Annotated in this window: 21 protein-coding genes; 5 read left to right on the forward strand and 16 right to left on the reverse strand. The window is 41.7% G+C overall.

Features of this window, described 5'->3' with window-relative positions:
- Positions 1-12: 12 nt before the first annotated feature.
- From H3302_RS12160 to glyA, 9 genes are all read right to left on the reverse strand, one after another.
- Positions 13-498 (reverse strand): phosphatidylglycerophosphatase A, encoded by a 486-nt coding sequence (locus tag H3302_RS12160; protein ID WP_036966334.1) that lies wholly within the window; start codon positions 496-498, stop codon positions 13-15.
- Entirely contained in the window at positions 495-1,469 is a 975-nt protein-coding gene (gene thiL, locus H3302_RS12165; RefSeq protein WP_182395371.1) for a thiamine-phosphate kinase, read from the reverse strand. The genes H3302_RS12160 and thiL overlap by 4 nt, the downstream gene beginning before the upstream one ends.
- 44 nt (positions 1,470-1,513) lie before the next feature.
- Positions 1,514-1,924 (reverse strand): transcription antitermination factor NusB, encoded by a 411-nt coding sequence (gene nusB / locus H3302_RS12170; RefSeq protein WP_036966330.1) that lies wholly within the window; start codon positions 1,922-1,924, stop codon positions 1,514-1,516.
- Positions 1,925-1,939: 15 nt separating this feature from the next.
- A complete protein-coding gene (gene ribE, locus H3302_RS12175; RefSeq protein ID WP_036966328.1) occupies positions 1,940-2,404 on the reverse strand; it encodes a 6,7-dimethyl-8-ribityllumazine synthase in 465 nt (154 codons plus the stop codon).
- A 230-nt stretch (positions 2,405-2,634) separates the two neighbouring features.
- A complete protein-coding gene (ribBA, locus tag H3302_RS12180; protein WP_065979732.1) occupies positions 2,635-3,750 on the reverse strand; it encodes a bifunctional 3,4-dihydroxy-2-butanone-4-phosphate synthase/GTP cyclohydrolase II in 1,116 nt (371 codons plus the stop codon).
- 42 nt (positions 3,751-3,792) lie between these two features.
- Positions 3,793-4,446 carry a riboflavin synthase gene (locus H3302_RS12185; RefSeq protein ID WP_036966322.1) on the reverse strand — a complete coding sequence of 218 codons (654 nt, stop codon included), beginning with the start codon at positions 4,444-4,446 and terminating at the stop codon, positions 3,793-3,795.
- 4 nt (positions 4,447-4,450) lie between these two features.
- The gene (ribD, locus tag H3302_RS12190) at positions 4,451-5,590 is read right to left on the reverse strand and encodes a bifunctional diaminohydroxyphosphoribosylaminopyrimidine deaminase/5-amino-6-(5-phosphoribosylamino)uracil reductase RibD (RefSeq protein WP_036966319.1); all 1,140 of its coding nucleotides are present in this window, start codon (positions 5,588-5,590) and stop codon (positions 4,451-4,453) included.
- 2 nt (positions 5,591-5,592) lie between these two features.
- Positions 5,593-6,042, reverse strand: a complete 450-nt coding sequence (nrdR, locus tag H3302_RS12195) for a transcriptional regulator NrdR (RefSeq protein WP_036966316.1) — start codon at positions 6,040-6,042, stop codon at positions 5,593-5,595.
- A 108-nt stretch (positions 6,043-6,150) separates the two neighbouring features.
- Positions 6,151-7,407 (reverse strand): serine hydroxymethyltransferase, encoded by a 1,257-nt coding sequence (gene glyA, locus H3302_RS12200; protein WP_036966312.1) that lies wholly within the window; start codon positions 7,405-7,407, stop codon positions 6,151-6,153.
- A gap of 295 nt (positions 7,408-7,702) precedes the next feature.
- Between glyA and H3302_RS12205 the strand changes: the two genes are divergently transcribed.
- Positions 7,703-8,071 carry a hypothetical protein gene (locus H3302_RS12205; protein WP_036966310.1) on the forward strand — a complete coding sequence of 123 codons (369 nt, stop codon included), beginning with the start codon at positions 7,703-7,705 and terminating at the stop codon, positions 8,069-8,071.
- Between the two features lie 35 nt (positions 8,072-8,106).
- Here the strand turns inward: H3302_RS12205 and thrC are convergent, their stop codons facing one another.
- The 4 genes from thrC to H3302_RS12225 form a co-directional block, all read right to left on the reverse strand.
- The gene (gene thrC, locus H3302_RS12210; RefSeq protein ID WP_182395373.1) at positions 8,107-9,390 is read right to left on the reverse strand and encodes a threonine synthase; all 1,284 of its coding nucleotides are present in this window, start codon (positions 9,388-9,390) and stop codon (positions 8,107-8,109) included.
- An 18-nt stretch (positions 9,391-9,408) separates the two neighbouring features.
- Positions 9,409-10,335, reverse strand: coding sequence for a homoserine kinase (thrB, locus tag H3302_RS12215; protein ID WP_074988905.1), 927 nt, complete (start codon positions 10,333-10,335; stop codon positions 9,409-9,411).
- A 9-nt stretch (positions 10,336-10,344) separates the two neighbouring features.
- Positions 10,345-12,762: a bifunctional aspartate kinase/homoserine dehydrogenase I gene (gene thrA / locus H3302_RS12220; protein WP_182395375.1), complete on the reverse strand. Its 2,418-nt coding sequence runs from the start codon at positions 12,760-12,762 to the stop codon at positions 10,345-10,347.
- 228 nt (positions 12,763-12,990) lie between these two features.
- Positions 12,991-13,365, reverse strand: a complete 375-nt coding sequence (locus tag H3302_RS12225; RefSeq protein WP_182395377.1) for a response regulator — start codon at positions 13,363-13,365, stop codon at positions 12,991-12,993.
- Between the two features lie 235 nt (positions 13,366-13,600).
- Here H3302_RS12225 and H3302_RS12230 point away from each other — a divergent pair, with 235 nt between their 5' ends.
- Together H3302_RS12230 and rdgC are read left to right on the forward strand one after the other, a co-directional pair.
- Complete coding sequence (locus tag H3302_RS12230; RefSeq protein WP_036966299.1) at positions 13,601-15,364, forward strand: sensor histidine kinase; 1,764 nt, start codon at positions 13,601-13,603, stop codon at positions 15,362-15,364.
- Between the two features lie 90 nt (positions 15,365-15,454).
- On the forward strand, positions 15,455-16,363 hold the full coding sequence (gene rdgC / locus H3302_RS12235) for a recombination-associated protein RdgC (RefSeq protein ID WP_036966297.1): 909 nt from the start codon (positions 15,455-15,457) through the stop codon (positions 16,361-16,363).
- A gap of 55 nt (positions 16,364-16,418) precedes the next feature.
- On the opposite strand, the gene H3302_RS12240 is transcribed toward rdgC, so the two are convergent.
- A complete protein-coding gene (locus H3302_RS12240) occupies positions 16,419-17,261 on the reverse strand; it encodes an HDOD domain-containing protein (protein ID WP_036966295.1) in 843 nt (280 codons plus the stop codon).
- 269 nt (positions 17,262-17,530) lie between these two features.
- Here H3302_RS12240 and H3302_RS12245 point away from each other — a divergent pair, with 269 nt between their 5' ends.
- Positions 17,531-19,234 carry a dipeptidyl-peptidase 3 family protein gene (locus H3302_RS12245; RefSeq protein ID WP_065979727.1) on the forward strand — a complete coding sequence of 568 codons (1,704 nt, stop codon included), beginning with the start codon at positions 17,531-17,533 and terminating at the stop codon, positions 19,232-19,234.
- Positions 19,235-19,316: 82 nt separating this feature from the next.
- Here the strand turns inward: H3302_RS12245 and H3302_RS12250 are convergent, their stop codons facing one another.
- The gene (locus tag H3302_RS12250; protein ID WP_180311056.1) at positions 19,317-20,096 is read right to left on the reverse strand and encodes an ABC transporter substrate-binding protein; all 780 of its coding nucleotides are present in this window, start codon (positions 20,094-20,096) and stop codon (positions 19,317-19,319) included.
- Positions 20,097-20,128: 32 nt separating this feature from the next.
- Positions 20,129-20,533 carry an HIT domain-containing protein gene (locus H3302_RS12255; protein ID WP_036966288.1) on the reverse strand — a complete coding sequence of 135 codons (405 nt, stop codon included), beginning with the start codon at positions 20,531-20,533 and terminating at the stop codon, positions 20,129-20,131.
- 112 nt (positions 20,534-20,645) lie between these two features.
- Here H3302_RS12255 and H3302_RS12260 point away from each other — a divergent pair, with 112 nt between their 5' ends.
- The gene (locus H3302_RS12260) at positions 20,646-22,871 is read left to right on the forward strand and encodes a S9 family peptidase (protein WP_074988906.1); all 2,226 of its coding nucleotides are present in this window, start codon (positions 20,646-20,648) and stop codon (positions 22,869-22,871) included.
- The last annotated feature ends 118 nt before the right edge of the window (positions 22,872-22,989 follow it).

Here is a 22,989-nt window from a genome sequence, read left to right on the forward strand (position 1 = left end):
TTAATTCATTGCTTAAAAAGGTAAAAGGCCACTTTTAAACAAAGCTTGAACACAAATCAATGAAAATACACCTGCTAGAATATCATCAGCCATGATGCCCAGACCACCATGTAAACGTCTATCAAGAATACGTATTGGGCCTGGTTTAGCGATATCAAAAAAACGGAACAATAAAAAACCAACTAACAGTGACTGCCAACTGAGAGCAGCACCAATCATGGTGATATAATAACCAGCTACTTCGTCCCATACAATGGCAGGATGATCATGTACCCCTAAGTCATCAGCTGTTTTACCGCATGCCCAAATACCAAACACACTAATCACCACAGCAAACACAATTTGCAACCACAGTGGAAAGTACATTGTAGTAAAAATTAGTGGCAACGCAGCAAAAGTACCAAATGTACCCGGCGCTTTAGGCGCTAAACCTAAACCGAAACCCAAACCAAAAAATTGATGTGGACGTTTTAAATTGAATAAACGGTTACTGCTCAAACCGGCTCCTTCGTAAAATGCTGAAATCCTTTACCTTGATAGTTAAATTTTTCACCATCAAGTAAAAGTTCAATTTCGCCTACGCCATTTTTGATTTGTCCAATACAACTGGCTTCAACGCCATACTGACGAAGCTTCATATCCACCATGCTTTTGTTACTTTCTGGCACAGTGAAAAGTAGTTCGTAATCGTCACCATAATTTAAAATATAATCAAACTGCTCAGCACGCGGAATTGACGCATTCACGGCGTCAGACACCGGAACTTTATCAACATGTATAACCGCGCTTACTTGAGAAAGCGCTAAAATATGCCCTAAGTCAGCCAACAAGCCATCGGAGATATCGATTGCAGCAGATGCTGCACCACGCAATACTTGTCCTGCGGCAACACGAGGAGCGGGGTAATCAAAGCGATTATTTAAATACGATAAATGCTCTGGTGCGATATTGAAACCTTGCTTGCGCGCTTCAATCGCCACACCTGCATCACCTAAGGGGCCTGTCACGTAAATCCAGTCACCCACTTTTGCACCACTGCGACGCAGAGCTTTGCCTTGCGGTACGATACCTTTTGCACAAATAGTAATGGTGAGAGGCCCTTGCGTGGTGTCTCCCCCTATAATTTGCACATTAAAGTATTCGGCAATTTCATGCATCCCTTCAGTGAACTCTTCAAGCCATTCAACGTTTGCTTCTGGCAAAGTTAAACCAACCGAAATCCACGTAGGCTCTGCACCCATCGCCGCTAAATCACTTAAGTTGACGGCCAGTGCTCGATGTCCAAGTGCACGAGGAGAGATATCATCAAAAAAGTGAACTCCTGCAACGAGGGTATCAGTTGTCACGGCTAACTGACAGTTTTCAGGCACGGTGACCAACGCGCAATCGTCACCTATTCCAAGGTTTACATCACGGCGGATAATACCGCGACCTTTAAAGTAACGATTGATTAATTCAAATTCCTTCATACACAAAAAAGCCGGCCCAAGCCGGCTCTCCTCTACGGGGTTACTTACTTACGCAGTTCTTTAACTGCTTTATCAAGTACACCGTTGACAAATTTATGACTGTCTTCAGCACCAAACATTTTCGCAAGCTCAATACCTTCATTGATTGCTACTTTATAGGGTACGTCTTCACGGAACTTAAGCTCATAGGCAGACAGACGTAAAATTGCTTTTTCGACCATATCTAACTCATCAGCAGGGCGTGCTAAATGTGGTGCAACAATCTCATCAAGTTGCTTACAGTTAACAACAACACCACGTGCTAGGTCTTTGAAATATTCGACGTCGATTTTAGTCACATCATTTTCAATTAACATTTGCTGTTCGATATCAGCAATTGGGTTGGCACTTAACTGCCAAGAATATACGGCCTGAAGTGCTAAGATGCGTGCTTTACGTCTTGCTGCTGGTTTCACAGAGATTCCTTAAACTTAAATTTTGTCTAACACATTAACCATTTCGAGCGCGCCTAAAGCAGCTTCGCCGCCTTTATTGCCCATTTTGGTGCCTGCGCGTTCGATTGCTTGTTCAATGCTTTCAGTGGTTAATACGCCAAATGCAACCGGGATATCGTACTCAAGTGATACTTGTGCAAGACCTTTGTTTGATTCGCCAGCGACTAAATCAAAGTGTGGTGTACCACCTCTGATCACGACACCGAGGGCGATGATTGCATCATGTTCTTTCTTTGCTGCAACGCGTTTCGCTGCTAAAGGTAATTCAACGGCACCTGGTACGTAAACAACAGTAATGTCGTCGTCAGATACACCACCTGTGCGCTTAAGCTCATCAACAGCACCTGCTAAAAGGCTGCTACCAATAAAGTCATTAAAGCGTGAAATGACAATGGCAAATTTTTTGCCCGGTGCGTATTTGTTACCTTCAATAATTTTCATTTAATAACCCTAAAAAATAAGTTTAAGCGGTTGCGATTGCGCAAAAATTACGGCGCATAATACCACAAAAATATAAAAGTCGCCTAGTTAACCTGAACTCTGGATAATAAATCTATCTCCAGCGGTTACTTTCAACGCTTACTGCCTTGAATTTACATGCAATAGGCCAAGAATACCTTGGCCTTAAAATTAGCTTGCTAGTAAAATTTGTTAACTAAGCTGTGCGTTAATTAAGACTGCGGCTCAACGTAATCAACCACTTCTAAGTGGAAACCAGACAATGCATGATACTTCTTCGGACGACTCATCAAGCGCATTTTCTCAATGCCAAGGTCTGCTAAAATTTGTGATCCCACACCCACTGTGCGTGACGTGCCTTGGAATTTACGATGACTGACATTTTCACCCGCATCTTCTGCTGCAAATGCTTTGACCGTTGCTTCAAGATCTTCGGTTGATTCTTGTTTACCTAAGATAACCAATACGCCGTTATGCTCAGCAATATAGGCCATTGCATCTGATAAACTCCAGCTACGATCTGCGCTGCGGTCTGACAATAAAATATCGTTAAACGTACTTTGTAAGTGAACACGTACTAACGTAGCGTCATCTTTCGATACGTCGCCTTTTTGCAATGCATAGTGGAGCTGACCATCAATGGTGTCTTTATACGTGACTAAATCGAATTCACCGTGATCGGTTGGCAACTTACATTTTGCAACACGCTCAATGGTGGTTTCGTTTAGATTTCTGTACTCGATTAAATCAGCAATTGTACCAATCTTCAGACCATGCTCTTTAGCAAACACTTCAAGGTCGGGACGACGGGCCATGGTGCCATCGGCATTGAGAATTTCAACAATAACAGAAGAAGGCTCAAGACCAGCCAAGCGCGCTAAATCACAGCCTGCTTCAGTGTGACCCGCACGGGTAAGAACGCCGCCAGGTTGTGCCATAATTGGGAAAATATGACCCGGCTGTACGATATCGCTTGGCACAGCTCCTTTCGCAATGGCCGCTTGCACTGTGCGTGCACGGTCAGCAGCTGAAATACCGGTTGTTACGCCTTTTGCAGCTTCAATCGACATTGTGAAGTTTGTTGAGAAAGCCGCTCCGTTATTTTTAACCATTAACGGTAATTCTAACTGCTGACAACGCTCTTGAGTCATGGTTAAACAAATTAAACCACGACCATGCGTTGCCATAAAATTAATAGCATCTGCACTTATGTGCTCTGCTGCGATAATTAAATCGCCTTCATTTTCTCTATCTTCATCGTCCATTAAAATAACCATTTTACCGGCTTTAATGTCATCGATAATTTCTTGCGCGCTGTGTAAATTCATAATGTGCCCATGAGAGTATGATTAATAATGACGTATCTTCGCTTATTTAATAAAACCAGCTTGCGCTAACAAGCTCATAGATATGTCTGAACGGGAAGGTTGTTCAGCCCCTTTGATCAGGCGCTCTAAGTAGCGAGCAATTTGATCAACTTCTAAGTTAACCTGCGTGCCCACTTGAAATTCTGCAATCGTCGTTTGCTCAGCGGTGTGTGGAACAATGGTCAGCTTGAAGCGATTTTGCTCGACCTCATTCACCGTTAAACTAATTCCATCAATACATACCGACCCTTTATACGGAATGTATTTCATTAAATTATGGTCGGTACTTAGCCAGTACTCTGTTGCTCTAGCATTGGCGGTAATGCTTTCAACTGTCGCGATGCCATCAACATGGCCTGACACTAAATGCCCACCAAGGCGAGAAATTGGCTGCATGGCCTTTTCTAGATTCACGGTTTGGCCTTTTTTATAGTGCGCAAACCCTGTCAGGCTAATGGTTTCATTTGATAAATCAGCACTGAAGCCATCGCTATGTTTAGTAACCACTGTTAAGCACACACCATTTGTTGCAATACTGTCGCCTAGTTTTACGTCTTTCATATCCAAATCATTACTTTGAATACGAATAGCGAGATCACCTTGTTTTTGTGTTAATTCAACAATTTTACCTGTTGCTTCAATTATTCCAGTAAACATAATGCTACTCTTTATCTTCAGTGTGTGTGGCTTGCTTTGCTTTGTACGCTGTTAAGCGGATATCGTCGCCAATTATCTGTGTGTCGGTAAACGTTAATTGAGTGACATCACCCATGGCTGTTACTTCTGCAAAGTTTAGTAAGCTTTTGCCCATATCACCTATTAACTTTGGGGCAATATAAACAATGTATTCGTCTATTAGGTCTTGCTGTGCAAAAGCGCCCGCTAGGGTTGCTCCTGCTTCAAGCCAAATATGATTAAATTGTAATTCGGCTAACCGTGCTAAAACGGCCGATAAATCAACTTTATTCTTGTTAGCTGCCACCACTTCGTGTTTTACAAAATGTGGCCATTGCTGCTGATTATCAAGCTGTGTTGTGAAAATAATCACCGGACTCTCAATACTAAATAAAGCGAGATCTGGGGTGAGTCTGTTTTGCGAATCGATAATCACACGTGTTGGCTGACGTATCGGCAATGATGTTGGCATTGCAAATGGCAGCTCTTCAGTACGCACATTTAATTTGGCGTTATCACTGATAACGGTATCTGCACCACTCAAAATTGCGCAGCTTTGTGCGCGAAATGCTTGAACGTCTTGGCGTGCTTGCGGACCCGTGATCCATTTACTTTGGCCGTTATTAAGTGCCGTTTTTCCATCTAAACTACAGGCCATTTTACAGGTAACAAAAGGCAACCCTGTTTCCATTCGCTTCAAAAAGCCTTTGTTTAAATCGCGCGCCTGTTGCTCAAGTAACCCAGAGGCAACGTCAATACCTGCATCAGCCAATATTTGTAAGCCACGGCCACTGACTGCTGGATTTGGGTCTACCATTGCAGCAATCACTTTACTCACACCGGCCGCTTTTAGACCTTCAGCACAGGGCGGAGTACGACCATAATGACTGCAAGGTTCAAGCGTCACATAGGCTGTTGCCCCTTTGGCATTATCGCCAGCAACGGCCAGTGCATTCACCTCGGCATGACCCTGCCCGGCAAGTTGATGAAAACCCTCACCAACTATATGGCCGTCTTTAACAAGTACACAACCCACATTAGGGTTTGGCGTCGTGGTAAAACGGCCCTGTTTGGCAAGCTCAATAGCGCGTGCCATATAAATGCTATCAAGTTCAGTGAACGACATGCTTAATCACCTAAACGGGCAATTTCTTCGCCAAACTCACGAATATCTTCAAATGAGCGATATACTGAGGCAAACCTAACATAAGCTACTTTATCAAGCTTTTTGAGCGATTCCATAATACACTCGCCGATTAAATGGCTTGAGATTTCACGCTCTCCGGTGGCACGTAGCTGTGATTTAATCACGTTAACGACTTCTTCGATTTGCTCTGTACTCACTGGGCGTTTTTCTAATGCGCGGTGCAGGCCATTTAATAATTTGTCTTCGTTAAAAGGTTCTCGACTACCGTCTTGCTTTATCACCCTTGGCATAACAAGTTCAGCACCTTCAAAGGTGGTAAAACGCTCGTGACATTCGTTGCATTCGCGACGGCGTCTAACTTGGTGACCACCGCCAACAAGTCGTGAATCGATTACTTTAGTATCTTTTGCTGTGCAAAAAGGGCAATGCATAAGGTTAAACTTCCGTTTATAAAAAACAAAAAAAGACCGCTTAATAAGCGGCCTTTATAATAGCAAAAAACAACACTATTGTTATCTTAATTACGGTTTAACCAGCAATTAAGCGTAAACAGGTAGTTTTTTACAGATTGCTTTAACTTTCTCTTTTACTTCTGCTTGTACTGATGCATCGTTGATGTTGTCTAGTACGTCACAGATCCAGCCAGCAAGTTCTTTAGACTCAGCTTCTTTGAAACCACGGCGCGTAATTGCCGGAGAACCAATACGAAGACCCGACGTTACAAACGGTGAACGTGGGTCATTTGGTACTGAGTTTTTGTTTACTGTGATGTTTGCATTACCAAGGGCAGCGTCAGCATCTTTACCTGTGATATCTTTATCAATTAGGTCTAGAAGGAATAAATGGTTGTCTGTTTTACCAGAAACAACTTTATAGCCACGCTCTTGTAACACTTCAACCATTGCTTGTGCGTTTTTAACCACTTGCGCTTGGTATGTTTTGAATTCAGGCTGTAATGCTTCTTTAAACGCAACCGCTTTAGCAGCGATGATGTGACATAAAGGACCACCTTGGCCACCCGGGAATACGGCGCTGTTAAGCTTTTTATAGATCTCTTCATCACCACACGCAGAAACAATTAGACCGCCACGAGGGCCCGCTAATGTTTTATGAGTTGTTGTTGTAACAACATGCGCGTGAGGGATTGGGCTTGGGTATACACCAGCCGCAATAAGACCTGCAACGTGTGCCATATCTACGAATAAGTACGCATCCACTTTATCAGCGATTTCACGGAACTTAGCCCAATCAACGATACCTGAGTATGCAGAGAAACCCGCAATGATCATTTTTGGTTTGTGCTCTAGTGCTAGCGCTTCAACTTGAGCGTAATCAATTTCGCCCGTTTCTTCATTTAGGCCATATTGAATTGCGTTATACGTTTTACCAGAAAAGTTAACGTGTGAACCATGCGTTAAGTGGCCACCATGAGCTAAGCTCATACCTAGTACGGTGTCATGTGGCTGAAGAAGCGCTTGGAAAACAGCCGCATTAGCTTGTGAACCAGCGTGCGGTTGTACGTTTGCGTAGTCTGTGCCGAATAACTCGTTTGCACGGTCAATTGCTAATTGTTCAACAACGTCAACGTGCTCACAACCGCCATAGTAACGTTTGCCTGGATAACCTTCAGCATATTTGTTTGTAAGCTGAGAACCCTGTGCTTCTAGCACGCGTGGGCTACAGTAGTTTTCAGACGCGATCAGTTCGATGTGCTCTTCTTGACGAGCCGTCTCTTTAGTGATGGCTGCAAATAACTCTGGATCGAAATCCGAAATATTCATGCTACGTTCTAACATGGGGTCTCCTAAGGCAACGTGTATGGTGTTTTTTTGAAGGCTATATTGTACGCTGAAAACGCACATTTGCCTATCGTGTAAAGATGAACATATTTAAACAGGGATTGAATTTATTTCACAGTGTTTTAATAATGATATTTTTTTATTGATACATAACGAAAATTTATGAATTTAAAATATTACATAGGTTTTTAAAATGTCATTTGCATAAAAAAATAGCACACAGGCATTGCTTTTTACTATTTTCAAACTACCCTAATAGTCTTAATAAATATCAAGGATGGTATAAAATCTCATGTTAGCAAAACCTCTTTACGAAGCCGCCCCCTATGGCTACTTTATCCTCGGCATTAGTTGCATCACATTAGCAAATAATGTGGTGCCTACAGTCATCGGTATCGTACTCTTTTTACTGGGTGCAAATATTTGGCGAATGCGCTCAAATGCAAGACGCACAGATCATTCAAGTCAACGAGTAAATCAAAGAAAGCTCTATTATTACTATGAATTTAAACCATTTATTGTTTTTATTGCGGCATATACCTTGATCCAATGGACACAAAATGAACTTGTTTCAGTGATTGGCGTGTTACTGTGTATTACCGCTGTGGTGATTCTTGTGATGCGGATTTTAAACCGGCATAGTCATTCAATATTGCATTAAAAAAGAGCGGCTCAGCCGCTCTTTTTTATGGTTTTTTACGCCAGTTTTTTTAACAGCTCAGTACGCAAAAGCTGGTAATCACACACAATATCTTCTGCAAGACATTGCTTTGCTAATGCATCTGCTAAAGGCTTTGGCATCGGTAACTCAATCTCGAGTATTTCTTCCACGCTTTCTTTAAATTTAGCGGGGTGTGCTGTCGCTAAAAAGATACCCGTACTGCCCGGTGCAATGTTTTCTTTTAAGCCTTGGTATGCAATCGCAGTATGAGGCTCTGCAACATACCCTGTTTGATGAATTTTTTTCATCACCTCTTTGGTTGTCTCTTCATCGACACAGCTTGAATAAAAGTCATCATAACTAAACCATGCATTATCTAACATGTGCTGAACACGCGGCCAATTGTTTGGTTTACTCACATCCATCGCGTTCGATAACGATTCAATCGTTGCGTTAGGAGCCCACTCTTTATTTTGCAAGAAACGAGGTACCGTATCGTTTTGGTTGGTTGTTGCACTGAGTTTTGCCACTGGCATCCCTAGTACAGCGCCAATCATCGCAGCACACACGTTACCAAAGTTTCCACTTGGTACAGAGATGTGCGCTTTAGCACGTTGCGCTTTTGGCAATTGCGCTATTGCTTCAAAGTAGTAACACACCTGTGCAACTAAACGACTGATGTTGATTGAATTCGCTGAGTTTAACCCTAGCTTTTCTTTTACTTCATCATCGAGGAACGCTTGTTTTACCATGCTTTGGCAATCATCAAAGCTGCCATCAACCGCATAGCAATGAATGTTGTTGCCTAACGTAGTGAATAGTTTTTGCTGTGCTAGCGAAATTTTGCCTTTCGGATATAGAATAACCACATCAATATTCGGTTTGTTGTAAAAGGCATGCGCAACCGCAGCACCTGTGTCACCCGACGTTGCGGTTAGAATGGTAACTTTTTCTCCTTGGCTAAATTGTGCAAGACACTCTGCCATGAAACGCCCACCAAAATCTTTAAACGCTAATGTTGGCCCGTGAAAAAGCTCTAAACAGTAAATATCCTTTTCGACTTCAACAAGTTTTACATCAAAGTTAAACGCATTTTGTACCATCTCAGCAACGGTGTCTGCGGGTAATTCATCCCCAATCAAATGGGATAAGATTTTGCTACTGCGAGTAACAAAGTCCAAATCCAATAAAGCATCAATATCAGCAATAGGCGCCAAGCTATCTGGAAAGAAAACGCCTTGGTTACGACCCAAACCCGTTTTTACAGCTTCAATAAACGACACCTGTTGTGTTGCATCTTTTAAATTATGTAATTGCATTGTAGTTCCTTAAATTCTTTATAGCTGTCGTGTGCCAAGCTGATCAAGCTGGCAAATATGGCAAAAACCATGTTCATTAATGTAATTATCATTAAGCCACGCTGCGCATTGCTTAGCGGCTTCTAGACTTTTACACACTGTAAAAAGAGTCGGTCCAGCACCCGAAATACTCACAATCTCAGCGCCAAGTTCTGGTAAAGCATGCTTCGCCTCGCTAAACCCGTTTATAAGTGGCGCTCGGTGTGGCTCAGCAATTTCATCACGCATAATTGATAAGGCATCATCAAAACGCCCTGTCAGTAACAAGCTACTAAATGCAGACAATCTTTGTGCGAACTCGACACTGTCATGCATTGATAGTTGCGTGGGTAAAACCGAGCGAGCTTTTGCCGTATTAAGAGAAAAGCCAGGAAAAGCTGCCACGTAATACCAGCGCTCATCAACCGGTAACGCAATGGATTTATTGGGAATAAGATCGCCTGTTAACTGTAAACCACCTAGGTAACATGGCGTGATGTTATCGTAATGACGACCACCACTCACAATCGCCTCAAAATCAGCCATTAGTTCAATCAACTGCTCTTGCGATAAGTCAGTTTTAGCAAACTGATCAAGCGCAGCAAATGTGGCAACCACCGAGCATGCACTTGAACCAAGCCCAGAACCGATTGGTAAGTTCTTTTTAAGCTCTAGTTTCACGGTGGGCATGGCCGGTGCAACATGCGCTTTAAAATGAATAAGGCACTGATAGGCAAGATTTTCTTCTGCGTTAGCTGGTAACTTACTGGCATACTCTCCTGAGCACACAAATGTGTCTTGCTCAGCTGCAGATACCTCAACCACATCACCAAGTAGGCTGCCATCAATAGGTGCCAATGCGGCACCTAAAGCATCAAATCCAACCGCAAAGTTACCGATAGAAGCCGGTGCGTAAATACGGATCATAACCTTCTCCTAGCGTGATAATGTTTTTAAGATATCAGCAAATACACCTGCGGCAGTCACTTCTGCACCCGCACCATAGCCACGGATAACAAACGGACGAGGCTGATAATATTGGCTAAGAATCGCCAGTGCATTTTCACCATCACGAATATCATAAAGTGCATGCTTACTATCAACCGCTTCAATACCTACTTTGCAGTGACCATTTTCAATAGTGCCAACATAACGCAGCACTTTACCTTCGCTTGCTGCACTTTGGATACGGTCATTAAAAGCAGCATCAAGACTGGGCAGTTTTTCCATAAACTCAGCAACCGAATCTCCCTCTGCAAACCCTGTTGGTAATACAGATTCAACTTCAATATCGCTTAACTCAAGTTCAAGTCCAGACTCACGCGCAATGATCAGCAGCTTTCTAGCAACATCGGTACCTGATAAGTCATCACGTGGGTCTGGCTCAGTGAAGCCACTTTCTTTTGCCTTTACAGTTGCTTCGCTCAACGAGAGGCCATCTTGCAAAGCACCAAACATGTACGACAATGAGCCTGATAATATGCCGCTGAACTTAATAAGTTCATCACCCGCGCCAAATAATGACTTTAAATTATCAAGGACTGGTAAACCTGCCCCTACGTTGGTTTCGTATAAAAACTTACGGTTATTCTTTTGTGTCGCAGAAATCAAATCTTGATAGTACGCAAATGAGCTGGTATTTGCTTTTTTATTCGCAGCCACAACATGGAAACCAGCATTTAAGAAATCAACATACTGCGCGGCGAGTTTATCGGCTGAGCTACAATCAACAATAACAGGGTTGATTAAATGGTTTTGTTTCACAAATTGCTCAACGAGTTTTAAGTCAAAACCTTGCTCCGATACCGCTAATTTTTCTTGCCAATCACTAAAGGCAATACCGTCACTGTCGAGATAGAGTTGTTTTGAGTTAGCAACACCGTACAAATTAAGCTTAATATTGCGCTTTTCAAGCCATGCTTGCTGGCGCTCAAGTTGCTGGATAAGCTCTTGACCAACTAAACCACAGCCTAATAAGAACATATCGATTGATGGAATATGTGTAAAAAAGTTCTCGTGACACACTTTCACAGCATCATTGCACAGCTCACCATCAATAACCGCAGAAATAGCACTCTCTGTTGAATCTTGGGCAATCGCCACAATGTTGACTTGCGCTTGTGCTAATGAAGCAAAGAATTTTGCTGCAAGACCCTTATGCGCTCGCATATTGTCGCCCACTAAAGTAACAATCGCTAAATTACGTTGTACTTGAACGGGTTCAATAAGCCCAGCTTGCGACTCAAGTTCGAAAGCCGTTTGCAACGCTTCTAGAGCCAGCGCTAAATCACTTTCGTGAACACAAAAACTGATACTAAATTCACACGACGATTGTGTAATTAACACAATCGATACATTGTCATGAGCAAGGGCATTAAACACCTTAGATGCCATACCCACTTTACCTTTCATGCCGGGTCCTGAGACCGTTAACATTGCAAGGTTTTGTAAGCTTGATAACGCTTTAACCGGTTCTGATGATACGCTATCGTTACTGATCACAGAGCCTTCAGCGCGAGGGTTATGAGTATTTTTGATCTCGCAAGGTACGCCAGCTTTAGCACATGGCAAAATTGTTTTTGGGTGTAACACCTTGGCACCAAAGTAAGAAAGTTCCATCGCTTCTTTATAAGACAGCGAATCTACTTTAGAGGCTTTTTTGATATAACGCGGGTCCGCATTGTAAACACCGTCAACATCGGTCCAAATTTGACAAACATCGGCTTCTAAGCAGGCTGCAGCAATTGCTGCCGAATAATCAGAGCCATTACGGCCGAGTGTTGTAAGCTCGCCTTGCTCATTAGCCGCAGTAAAACCAGGCATGATGTAAATGGTACTTGGTGCTGCTTTTAATGCTTCACGAAAACGCAGCTTACTCGCGGCTAAGTCTGCTTCTGCATCAATATATCCACCAACAGAAGCAATACAATCGGTTGCCTCAAGGTAGTGCGCATTACTCTCTTTTAACATACGCTGCATGAGCGCTACACTCACTCGCTCACCAAAGCTAATAACATAAGCTTTAACTTGGTCTGGGCAGCACGTTAATAATGCAACACCATCCAATTTATTTTTTAGGTCATTTAAATTAGGCCAATTATCAACTGCGCCAAACTCTGCTTCTACATCCGCCTTTAACTGCTCACAACGATTAACCAGTGCATGCCATAACTCACTATAATCACGCCCCTCCTCTGCTGCACTCGCTAGCGCAACGAGTGAATCAGTCATGCCGCCCGGTGCAGAAAGCACTAATAGCATTTCATCTTTAAGTTCTTGTTTGACTAACTGAGCTACCTGTTGCAAACATGCGAAGTCAGCCAAGGACGACCCGCCAAATTTTAATACTCGCATTATTTATGTTTCCTCATCCCATAAACGAAAAAAGGCCCGTGTTCTAGTGAACACAGGCCTTTAATTTTGTTGCACCGACCTATGCCACTATCCCGTAAGGATGATGGTTGTAATAATAATGGTCGTTGCGTGATTAAATGTTTTCATAGCCCCTAGACTGCCTTAAAAACAGCCAGTCTGTCAACCCTTAATAAAAAGATAAATTATGCAATTAGGTTATATAAAGACTTAATGAATACCAAATTTATGCAAGGTTGTTCTTAAGCGGACAAGTTCTATCGGCTTATCAATAAAATCAATGGCACCAAGTTTTGCGACTCGTTGCTTCATTTCTGTTTGAATATCCGCCGAAATAACCAACACAAAACACTCTATTTTTTCGGCTTTAATCGTTTCAAGTACAGCAACACCATCAACTTCTGGCATGGTTAAGTCGAGGCAAAGCAAATCAAAGTTTTGCTGCCGCAATAAAGCAAGTGCCTCACGGCCGTTACTGGCTTGTTTAATGTCGGCACTGATGCAGTCACCTAAACAGCGTACGACCTGTTTTCGGGCAACGTTTGAATCATCACAGACAAGCACTGAAAAATTAGAATTACTCATGAAATATACATCTTCGCTGTTGCAAACACAGCGTTAATAGAGGATAAATTAAAGATGACTAATTTTATATCACACTTTTTAAAAGGCAGTAAGGTCAAGTTTTTTCATGATTTAGTTACAATCTGTAAATGATCCCGTAAAAAAGGATATATTTATTTATTTTTAATCATTTATTAGCTAACTTTAGATTTAGCTGAATGTATTACAAATCTCACCAAGGAGCTATGGATAATCCATGCTACAAAAAAGCCTGTCAAAAAAATTATTAACCAGTGTGCTCTCGGTTTATTTTTTATTAACGTTTGTCGTTACGTGTGGGCAGGTTATTGCTGAGTACGTTAATACCAAAGATTACATTCGCGATGAATTAACCACGTTGCAAAAAACATTCAGTCGCAGCCTCACACGCGCCATTTGGGAGCTGAACACTAAGCAAACGATCACCACAGCTGAGGGGTTACTTGCGATCCCTATGATTGAAGGCATTATTGTGCGAGATGACAGTGGTGAAGTGTTATCACAATTAGGGCGCTCTTTAGACATACATGAGTTATACAGTCAGCAGCTAGTGCAAGAAGAGGCGATTATTGAAGACACCCCGTCAGGTTTATTTGGTTACACTTTCCCGCTGATTTTTGAGTTTTCAGGCAGAGCCACCCAAGTGGGTGATGTCACCCTATTTTCAAGCAGAGACGTCGTATTTAGCCGTATTATGATCTCGATTTATTTCTTAATCGGTAATGCGATGATCAAAACAACATTTTTGATCATCCTATTCTTAATTGCCTTTAGAAAACAGTTAACAGAACCCTTAGCCCAGCTCACAGAACAAATAGAAGATCTTGAACTCAATGATTTAGAAGGTCGCCATATCGACATTCAAACCAGTGAGCATAACGAATTAAAAGTGATGGAAGAGTCATTTAATCGCCTGATTGATAAAGTGGTACTGTACCGAGAAGAGCTTGAACATACACAAAAAGAATTACTGATAAGCAACGAAAAACTGGATCAACAAAACCTGCAATTAGAGCAGGAAGTCGCTCGTAAGACATCAAACTTGAGCCAAGCAATGATGGACTTACAGCAACAAAAATACGAGCTAGAAAAACAAAAGTTCACCTTAACTGAAGAAATCGATTTACGTAAACAAACCGAACAAGAGCTCATAACAAAGCAAACTGAACTACAGCGTTACCTTGATGAACTGAACATGGCCCAAGAGCGGTTAGTAGGCTCAGAGAAAATGGCCGCATTAGGCGGGCTTGTTGCCGGTATTACTCATGATGTAAACACCCCGATTGGTATTGGTGTTACAGCGACCTCTTTTTTACAAGAGCGCCTGAATCAAATTGAAGCAGCCTATAAAGACAAAACCCTTTCGCCGAAAGCATTAGAAGAGTTTATAAACGACGCAAAACAAAGCACCAGCTTATTAACCAGTAATTTAGACCGTGCTTCTGAGCTGGTCGCCAGCTTCAAACAAATCGCGGTAGACCAAGCCAGTGAAGCGGTGCGTACAATTAATTTTAAAGAGTATTTAGGCGAGGTGATCCGCTCGTTACACCCTAAACTTAAAAAAACATCGCACCATATAAACCTAGATTGCCCTGAAGACTTAACACTCAATTTACCTGCGGGGGCAATTAGTCAAATTTTCACTAACTTAATCATGAATTCACTCATTCACGGTTTCGAAGGCATAGAAAGCGGCATCATAGAAATTGTTATAAAAGAAGAAGACGATGAGGTTATCATCGACTTTAAAGATAACGGTAATGGTGTAACTCAAGAGCAGTTAGAAAAGCTATTTGACCCATTTTTTACTACCAAGCGCGACCAAGGCGGCAGCGGTTTAGGCACACACATTACTTTTAACTTAGTAAAACAAACGCTCAGTGGCGATATAGAAGTAACAAGCGAGCCTGGACAAGGCTTGCATTACCACATTAGTTTCCCTAAAAACATGCCAAAGCCACTTTCAATGTTTAATACATAAACAAAACCCCCTGATGCCGAAATCATTCATTTCGGCATCACTTTTTTATTGCTATGATTGGGCAAATTTAATGAAAGGATTAGCCTAATTATGTGGTTTAGTAACCTTATCTGTTACCGTTTTAAACAAGACGTATCATACAACCAAGAAGACTTCGATAAAGCCCTAGAACAAGATCTGTTTCGCTCATGTGGTGGTCAAGAGTTATCAACGTTTGGTTGGACCAAAGCCTTTGGTAAACATGGTCAAACCCTATCGCACTTTTCTCAAGATAGCATTTTAGTGTGCGCAAAACGTGAAGAAAAAGTATTACCCGCAGCGGTTATTAACGAACTGGTTGCTGAAAAAGTAGAGCAGATTGAAGCGGAAGAAAACCGCCCAGTTAAGAAAAAAGAAAAAGACGAACTAAAAGAAAATATTCTGCATACCCTACTTCCTCAAGCATTCAAAAAGTCGAGCTTACAGTTTGCATTTATTGACCAAAAGAATGGCTGGGTGGTTGTTAACAGTGGTAGTTTTAACAAAGCCGAAGAACTTCTTGCCTTGTTACGTAAATCGTTAGGGTCGTTACCTGTAGTGCCCGCATTTGCAAACTATGATCTGGATGTGTTTCTAACCGATTGGCTAACACAATTTAATGCGCCTGAGGGGTTCGCTATTGGCAACGATGCAGAACTTGAAGAAGCAGACGATAGTGGCGCACAGGTTAAACTTAAAGGCCATGATTTATCGTGTGATGAAGTGAAATCGCATCTAGAAAATGGCAAGCGCGTGACTAAGCTTGCACTTGATTGGCAAGAGCGAGTTAAGTTCATGCTGCAAAACGATGGGTCAATAAAACGACTAAGCTACTCAGAAACACTTAAAGAAGAAAACGCCGATATCCCTAAAGAAGATATGGCCGTAAAACTAGATGCAGACTTCATTTTAGCATCAGAAGAAATTAAGCAATTACTTGAAGAACTAACTCAAGGATTAGGAGATGCAAGCGATTTATAATCAGCTTGTTGACACTAAAAGCGCAGATTAGTCGTAATCTGCGCTTTTTAATGCGTTATTCAGTAAACACCGCTTTTACATCATTTAACATGTCGTGATATTCATCTGAATTAAACATATCAAGTGACGAAATAACACCTTTATCTAAATAGGTCTGTAATGCTGAAGACTTATCTGATACTTGCAGGATGCCCTCTAAGATCGCGCCTATGCGAATAAAGTCAACATAGCAAATATGCTCAGGACGATAGTTAGGGTTTGCCCAGCTCTCAGCAACTTCAACAAATTCATCAGTGAAGCCCCACGCTCGCATAATCGCTCCCCCTACTTTGCCTCCCAATTTTTGAATTGCATGCGCAAGAAAGCTGGGGTTCGCAAATACTTCGGGGTGTTTTTCGGCTTCCGTTAAAATGGGTAACACGCCAATGTTATACACTAAAGCCGCTAGCGTAATGGTGTCGCGATTTAATGACGTCTTCTTATTATCACGTAAGAAAAAATCCATTAAGGTAATTGAGTGGCAAGCCACCTTCAGCGTTTTTTGCCACGCTTTGTCCATGTAGCCTTTAATTAACTCATTGTGCGATACAAACAGTTGCTCCATTGCCATGGCCGTTGCAATGTTTTTAATTTGCCGTAAACCTATCCGCGTTACAGCTTGGTGTAGGTTTGTCACCTTAACCGAGCGCCCCATAAAGGCACTGTTCGCCACCTTAATCATGCGGGCTGAAAGCGCGGGGTCGTGTGAAATCACATCGGCCATTTGCATCAAATTGACATTAGGATTGTCTGCAGCTTGTCTGACTTTTACAGCCACTTCAGGTAAAGTAGGCAACACTAGGGTGTCATTATTAATTCGGTCGACCAAAATGGTCAGTAGTGCATTTTCTGTTGACATATCTTTGCCATCCTCTTGAATTAGCTTGCTTTTATAAAATCAAACTAATGACTGACATTGTTAGATTAATTATTGTTTTAGTATTGTCTAAGTTAGCGCTAAAGTTAAGAAATTCACAGTAATAATCTACTTTTATATTTTAAGACACCGATTTAATTGCTTAAAATCACATACTGCGCAGTAAACTTGCCATTTATATGTTAGGTTTGCTTTAATGCTTACACATTTATTTTCAAAGCAACGACTCTCTCTTTTTAACGGGCAAAAAAATGACATTAAATAAAATTAGCCACGCACTTATCTTATCTGGTGCAGTTTTTCTAGGTGCATGTTCTGACCAACAAGCGACCCCTTCTCAAACAAAGCCTGCTGCAGAGCAAACGACTCAAAATACTGAAGAAAATAATCCGCAACTAATCAATGCAGACAGAAACCGCTTAGATATCTATACAGACTTTACATTAACCTCAGACTTGAGCCACTTAAGCGATAACCAAAAGCAAATGGTTGGCAAACTTATTGACGCATCAAAAATCATGGATGCATTATTTTGGCGTCAAGCATTTGGTGAAAACAAAGAAGCATTTTTGGCAAAAATTAATGACGAAAAAGTGCAAAAATTTGCAGATATCAACTACGGCCCATGGGACCGTTTAAACGGCGATCAGGTGTTCTTATCTGGCTATGAAGAAAAACCACTTGGCGCAGAGTTTTACCCAAGCGATATCACTAAAGAAGAGTTAAACAACGCAACAGTTGAAGATAAAACAGGCCTTTATTCAGTTATTAAACGTGATGAAAATGGCAAACTATACAGCGTGGCTTACTCAGTAGAATACGCACAGGAACTAGAAAAAGCGGCAAACTTACTCCGTGAAGCAAGTAAACTCGCCGATGACAAAGAATTTGCAAACTACTTAAGCATGCGTGCTGATGCACTTGTTAGTGATAACTTCCAACCCTCTGACTTCGCATGGATGGACATGAAAAACAACCCAATTGATGTTGTTATTGGTCCAATCGAAACCTACGAAGATCAACTCTTTGGTTACCGTGCCGCTTACGAGTCTTACGTGTTAATTAAAGACCTTGCGTGGAGTGAGCGTTTAGCTAAGTTTGCAGCTTTCTTACCAGAGCTACAAAAAGGCTTACCCGTAGACGATAAGTACAAGCAAGAAGTACCGGGTTCAGACGCTGACCTTAATGCATATGATGTTGTTTACTATGCGGGCCACTCAAATGCCGGCAGCAAAACAATTGCTATTAACTTGCCTAATGATGAGCAAGTACAGCTTGAAAAAGGCACCCGCCGTTTACAGCTTAAAAACGCGATGCGCGCTAAATTCGACAAAATCTTAGTGCCAATTTCAGAGCAATTAATTGTGCCTGAGCAGCGTAAACACATCACCTTTGATGCGTTTTTTGCAAACACCATGTTCCACGAAGTCGCACATGGCTTAGGAATTAAAAACACTATCACCAACAAAGGGACTGTGCGTCAATCACTGCAAGAGCATGCCAGCGCGCTTGAAGAAGGTAAAGCAGATATCCTTGGTCTTTACATGGTTGAGCAGTTACTTAAAAAAGGTGAAATCACTGACGGTACGCTAGAAGATTACTACATCACCTTTATGGCTGGTATATTCCGCTCAGTGCGTTTTGGTGCATCAAGTGCACATGGTAAAGCAAACATGATCCGTTTTAACTTTTTTGCCGAAGAAGGTGCATTTTCTAAAAATGCAGATGGCTTATACAGCGTAAATATGGAAAAAATGAGCTTAGCGATGGCAAAACTATCGCGCCTTATCTTAACGATTCAAGGTGACGGCGATTATCAAAAAGTCGACCAATTAATCGCGACTCATGGTGAAATTAAAGCCGAGCTTGCTAAAGATTTAGAAAAGCTAAGCCAAGCAAACATCCCTGTTGATGTGACCTTTAAACAAGGTAAAGAGGTATTAGGTTTAAACTAAACGCACTCTCATTTGAGTAATAACCAGTTTAAACAAAAAACGCTGCTTTAGAGCAGCGTTTTTTATGCTTAAACAACTGTCATTAATGCGCCACAAAGCTCAGCCCATATTTATTGTTTAGTTTTACGATTTCCCCATTTAGCAACATTTTTTGAAACTCAGCATTAAACTCATCAATAAATTGCGCTAAATCTCGCTGCTTAGTAAAACCAAAATAACCTTGATTAACCGTTAAAATAGGAGAAAGTATGATCACCTTATCGGCAATACCCAAACTTTCTATCACCGGCCTTGCTGCGCGGGGGTGAGTTAGAATTAAATCAACCCTGTCATACATTAATTGTAAAAAACTTGCCCGCACATTGGCGACTTCCGATAACAGTAAACTCGATTCATGGCGCTTAAATTCAACCCCATAATCCCAGCCACGAATAACCCCTATTACATCTTTTTTTAAACTGGCGAAGTTTCCTCGCCAAGTAACTTCATTATTCGGTTTGGTATAAAAAACAATAGGGTCTTCATAAAAGGGTAATGCACTAAAGAGCATGTATTGGTTACGCTGAAACGATTTATAAGGGCCAATAATGGCATCGGCATCACCTTGCTCAACCATTTTTAAAGCCCGTTTAAGCGGCATAATATCAATCACAATAGTATGCCCCAATCGCTTGCCTATTTCATAAACGATGTCAGCCCCGAGTCCTGTTGGAGAACCGTGCTGATCCTGTTCTAAAATGGCAGGAAAATGACTTCCTACAAAATAATAACTTTTTGCCACACTCTCAAAGGCACTCAAAGATAACATCGTCACAAAAAAACAACGTGTTATTATTGCCGCGCTAACGTGCCACTTTTTCATATTTGCTGGACTATATTTTCGATATTCACCGTTTAAAAATACGCTTTAAGCGAAGTAATCTGCTCATCAGAATACGGAACCGCCGGTAACTTACCCCACACAGGTGCAGGCCAAGCAGCATCTGTTTTAAAGCGTGCGATATGATGAATATGCAGTTGTGGCACCATATTTCCCAAAGCAGCCACATTGAGCTTGTCTGGATTAAAAACCTGCTGTAATAATTTACTTAGTTTGGCCGACTCGCGTAAAAGTGTCACTTGCTGCGCTTCACAAAGGTCGATAATTTCTTTTAAACCTGCTTCTCTCGGGACTAAAATAAACCACGGATATTGGCTGTCATTCATTAACAATACTTTACACAGTGGCCAATCTGCTAATTCAATACAATCACGCTGTAATTCAGGTGCCAAGGAAAATGGCATATCAGCATTTTTCATCAATAAGTCCTTAAATCTAAGTTGTACCCCTGCTACTTTATAGCATTTAGTTGCAGTTGCCTAAGCTTACCATTAACATCGTGGCAGTTTTTATTCGAGCGAAGGTACCCCTGTGCTAAAAAAAATTAAATCTCTCTCACTTGCCTTACCAATAGTGGCAACAGCACTGAGTGTGAATGCTGAACCACTATCACTAGAGCGTATTTTTGACGATCCTAGTTTAGCAGGTAAAGCACCTGTACAACTTAAATTCTCACCCGATGGTAGCCGCGTTACCTACTTACAAGGTAAAACCGACGACTACAACCGTTATGACTTGTGGGAATACAATTTAAAAGATAACAAAAACCGCTTATTAGTTGACTCTGCGGCACTATTCTCAGGCCCAGAAAACCTATCAGATGAAGAAAAAGCACGACGTGAGCGTCAGCGTATCTTTGGTAAAGGGATTTTAGAGTATAAATGGTCAAAAGATGGTAAAGCACTGCTTTTCCCACTGAATGGCGACCTTTATTACTACGAACTTGCCTCAGCTAAAAGCCGCAAACTGACCGATACCGAAGCATTCGAAACCGATGCACGTTTTTCACCGAAAGGTCATTTTGTATCGTTTATTCGCGAGCAAAACCTTTACGCACTGAACTTAAAAACGGGTCAAGAAATCCAGTTAAGTAAAGACGGCGGTGGCGTTATTAAAAACGGCATGGCTGAATTCGTGGCTCAAGAAGAAATGGGCCGCATGACGGGCTACTGGTGGTCAGGTGATGAAACAAAAATTGCCTATACGCGTGTCGATGAAAGCCCTGTAAAAGAAGCGATTCGAAACGAAATTTACGCTGATGAAGTAAAGCTTTTCAACCAGCGTTACCCGTTCACGGGTACAGACAACGTTAAAATTAAACTCGGTGTTGTTAGCATTAACAACCAACAAACTGATTGGGTTGATTTAGGCGAAGACGAAGATATCTACATTGCTCGCGCCAACTGGTTAAAAGATAACAAAACGTTATCTTATCAATGGCAAGACCGCTCACAGCAAACGTTAGAGCTGCGTTTTTACAACAGTGAAACGAAAAAGCAAAAGGTCGCCCTAACAGAAACAAGCGATACATGGATTAACTTACACTTTGATCTACAGTTCCTAAACGATAAAAAACACTTCGTGTGGGCCTCTGAACGTGACGGCTTTAAACACCTTTATTTGTACCGCACAAATGGCGAAATGATCCGCCAAATCACGCAAGGTGACTGGGTGGTTGATAGCTTAAAAGGAATCGATGAGAAAAAAGGCATTGTGTATTTTGCAGCGCGTAAAGACACCGATCTTGAAAGCCATTTATACAGTGCACCGTTATTCAAAAAAGGGGATATTAAGCGCATAACAGAGCTCGGTGCTTATCATAATGTGGTTATCGCCAAAGATAATAAAACCTTTATCGACAACAGCTCATCGGTTAATAAACCAGGTTCAGCCGCACTTCGTAAAATTAACGGCGAGTTTATTACCTGGCTTGAAGAAAACAAACTCGATAAGTCGCATCCACTTACACCGTACTTAGACGATTTAATCACTCCTGAATACGGTACATTAACAGCTGAAGACGGCCAAATAATGCATTACCGTTTATTCAAGCCGACTAACTATCAAGATGGTAAAAAGCACCCTGTTATTGTAAACGTATACGGCGGCCCACATGCCCAACGAGTGACAAATAGCTGGCGCAGCAAAAACTTGTATTTCCAATACATGGCACAGCAAGGCTACGTTATTTTTCAACTCGATAACCGTGGTTCTTACAACCGTGGTAAAAAGTTTGAAGACGTTATCTATAAACACTTAGGGGTTGCTGAAGTCGCTGACCAAATTAAAGGGGTTGAGTTCTTACGCACTCTTGATTACGTTGATCCTGAGCGCATAGGTATTTACGGTCACAGTTACGGTGGCTATATGGCACTAATGACCATGTTTAAAGCCGGTGATTATTTCAAAGCGGGTGTATCGGGCGCGCCAGTAACCGACTGGGCACTTTACGACACACACTACACAGAACGCTACGTAGGCCACCCTGCAACAAATGCAAAAGGCTACGAAGCAAGTGCCGTTTTCCCTTATGCTGAAGGCTTAAAAGGACCGCTAATGATTTACCACGGCATGGCTGATGACAACGTGTTATTTACTCACGCCACGAAGTTATTTAAGCAACTGCAAGATCAAGAAAAGCAGTTTGAGATGATGACGTACCCAGGTTCTAAGCACAGTTTACGTGGTAAGAGTGTGCAAACACACTTGCACCAAACTATCACAAGCTTTTTCAACCGTCACTTTAACGTACAATAGTTGACTTTAAATTCGGTAACTTAGACTAAAGGCTGATTGTCCAATCAGCCTTTTTTTTGTCTCAATGTATTCCATCCACAACTAGATTTAATACCTGTTTTAACTACACTTAACATAT

Origin of the sequence: Pseudoalteromonas sp. MT33b, from assembly GCF_014117385.1 — a bacterium.
Lineage (GTDB): Bacteria > Pseudomonadota > Gammaproteobacteria > Enterobacterales > Alteromonadaceae > Pseudoalteromonas > Pseudoalteromonas lipolytica.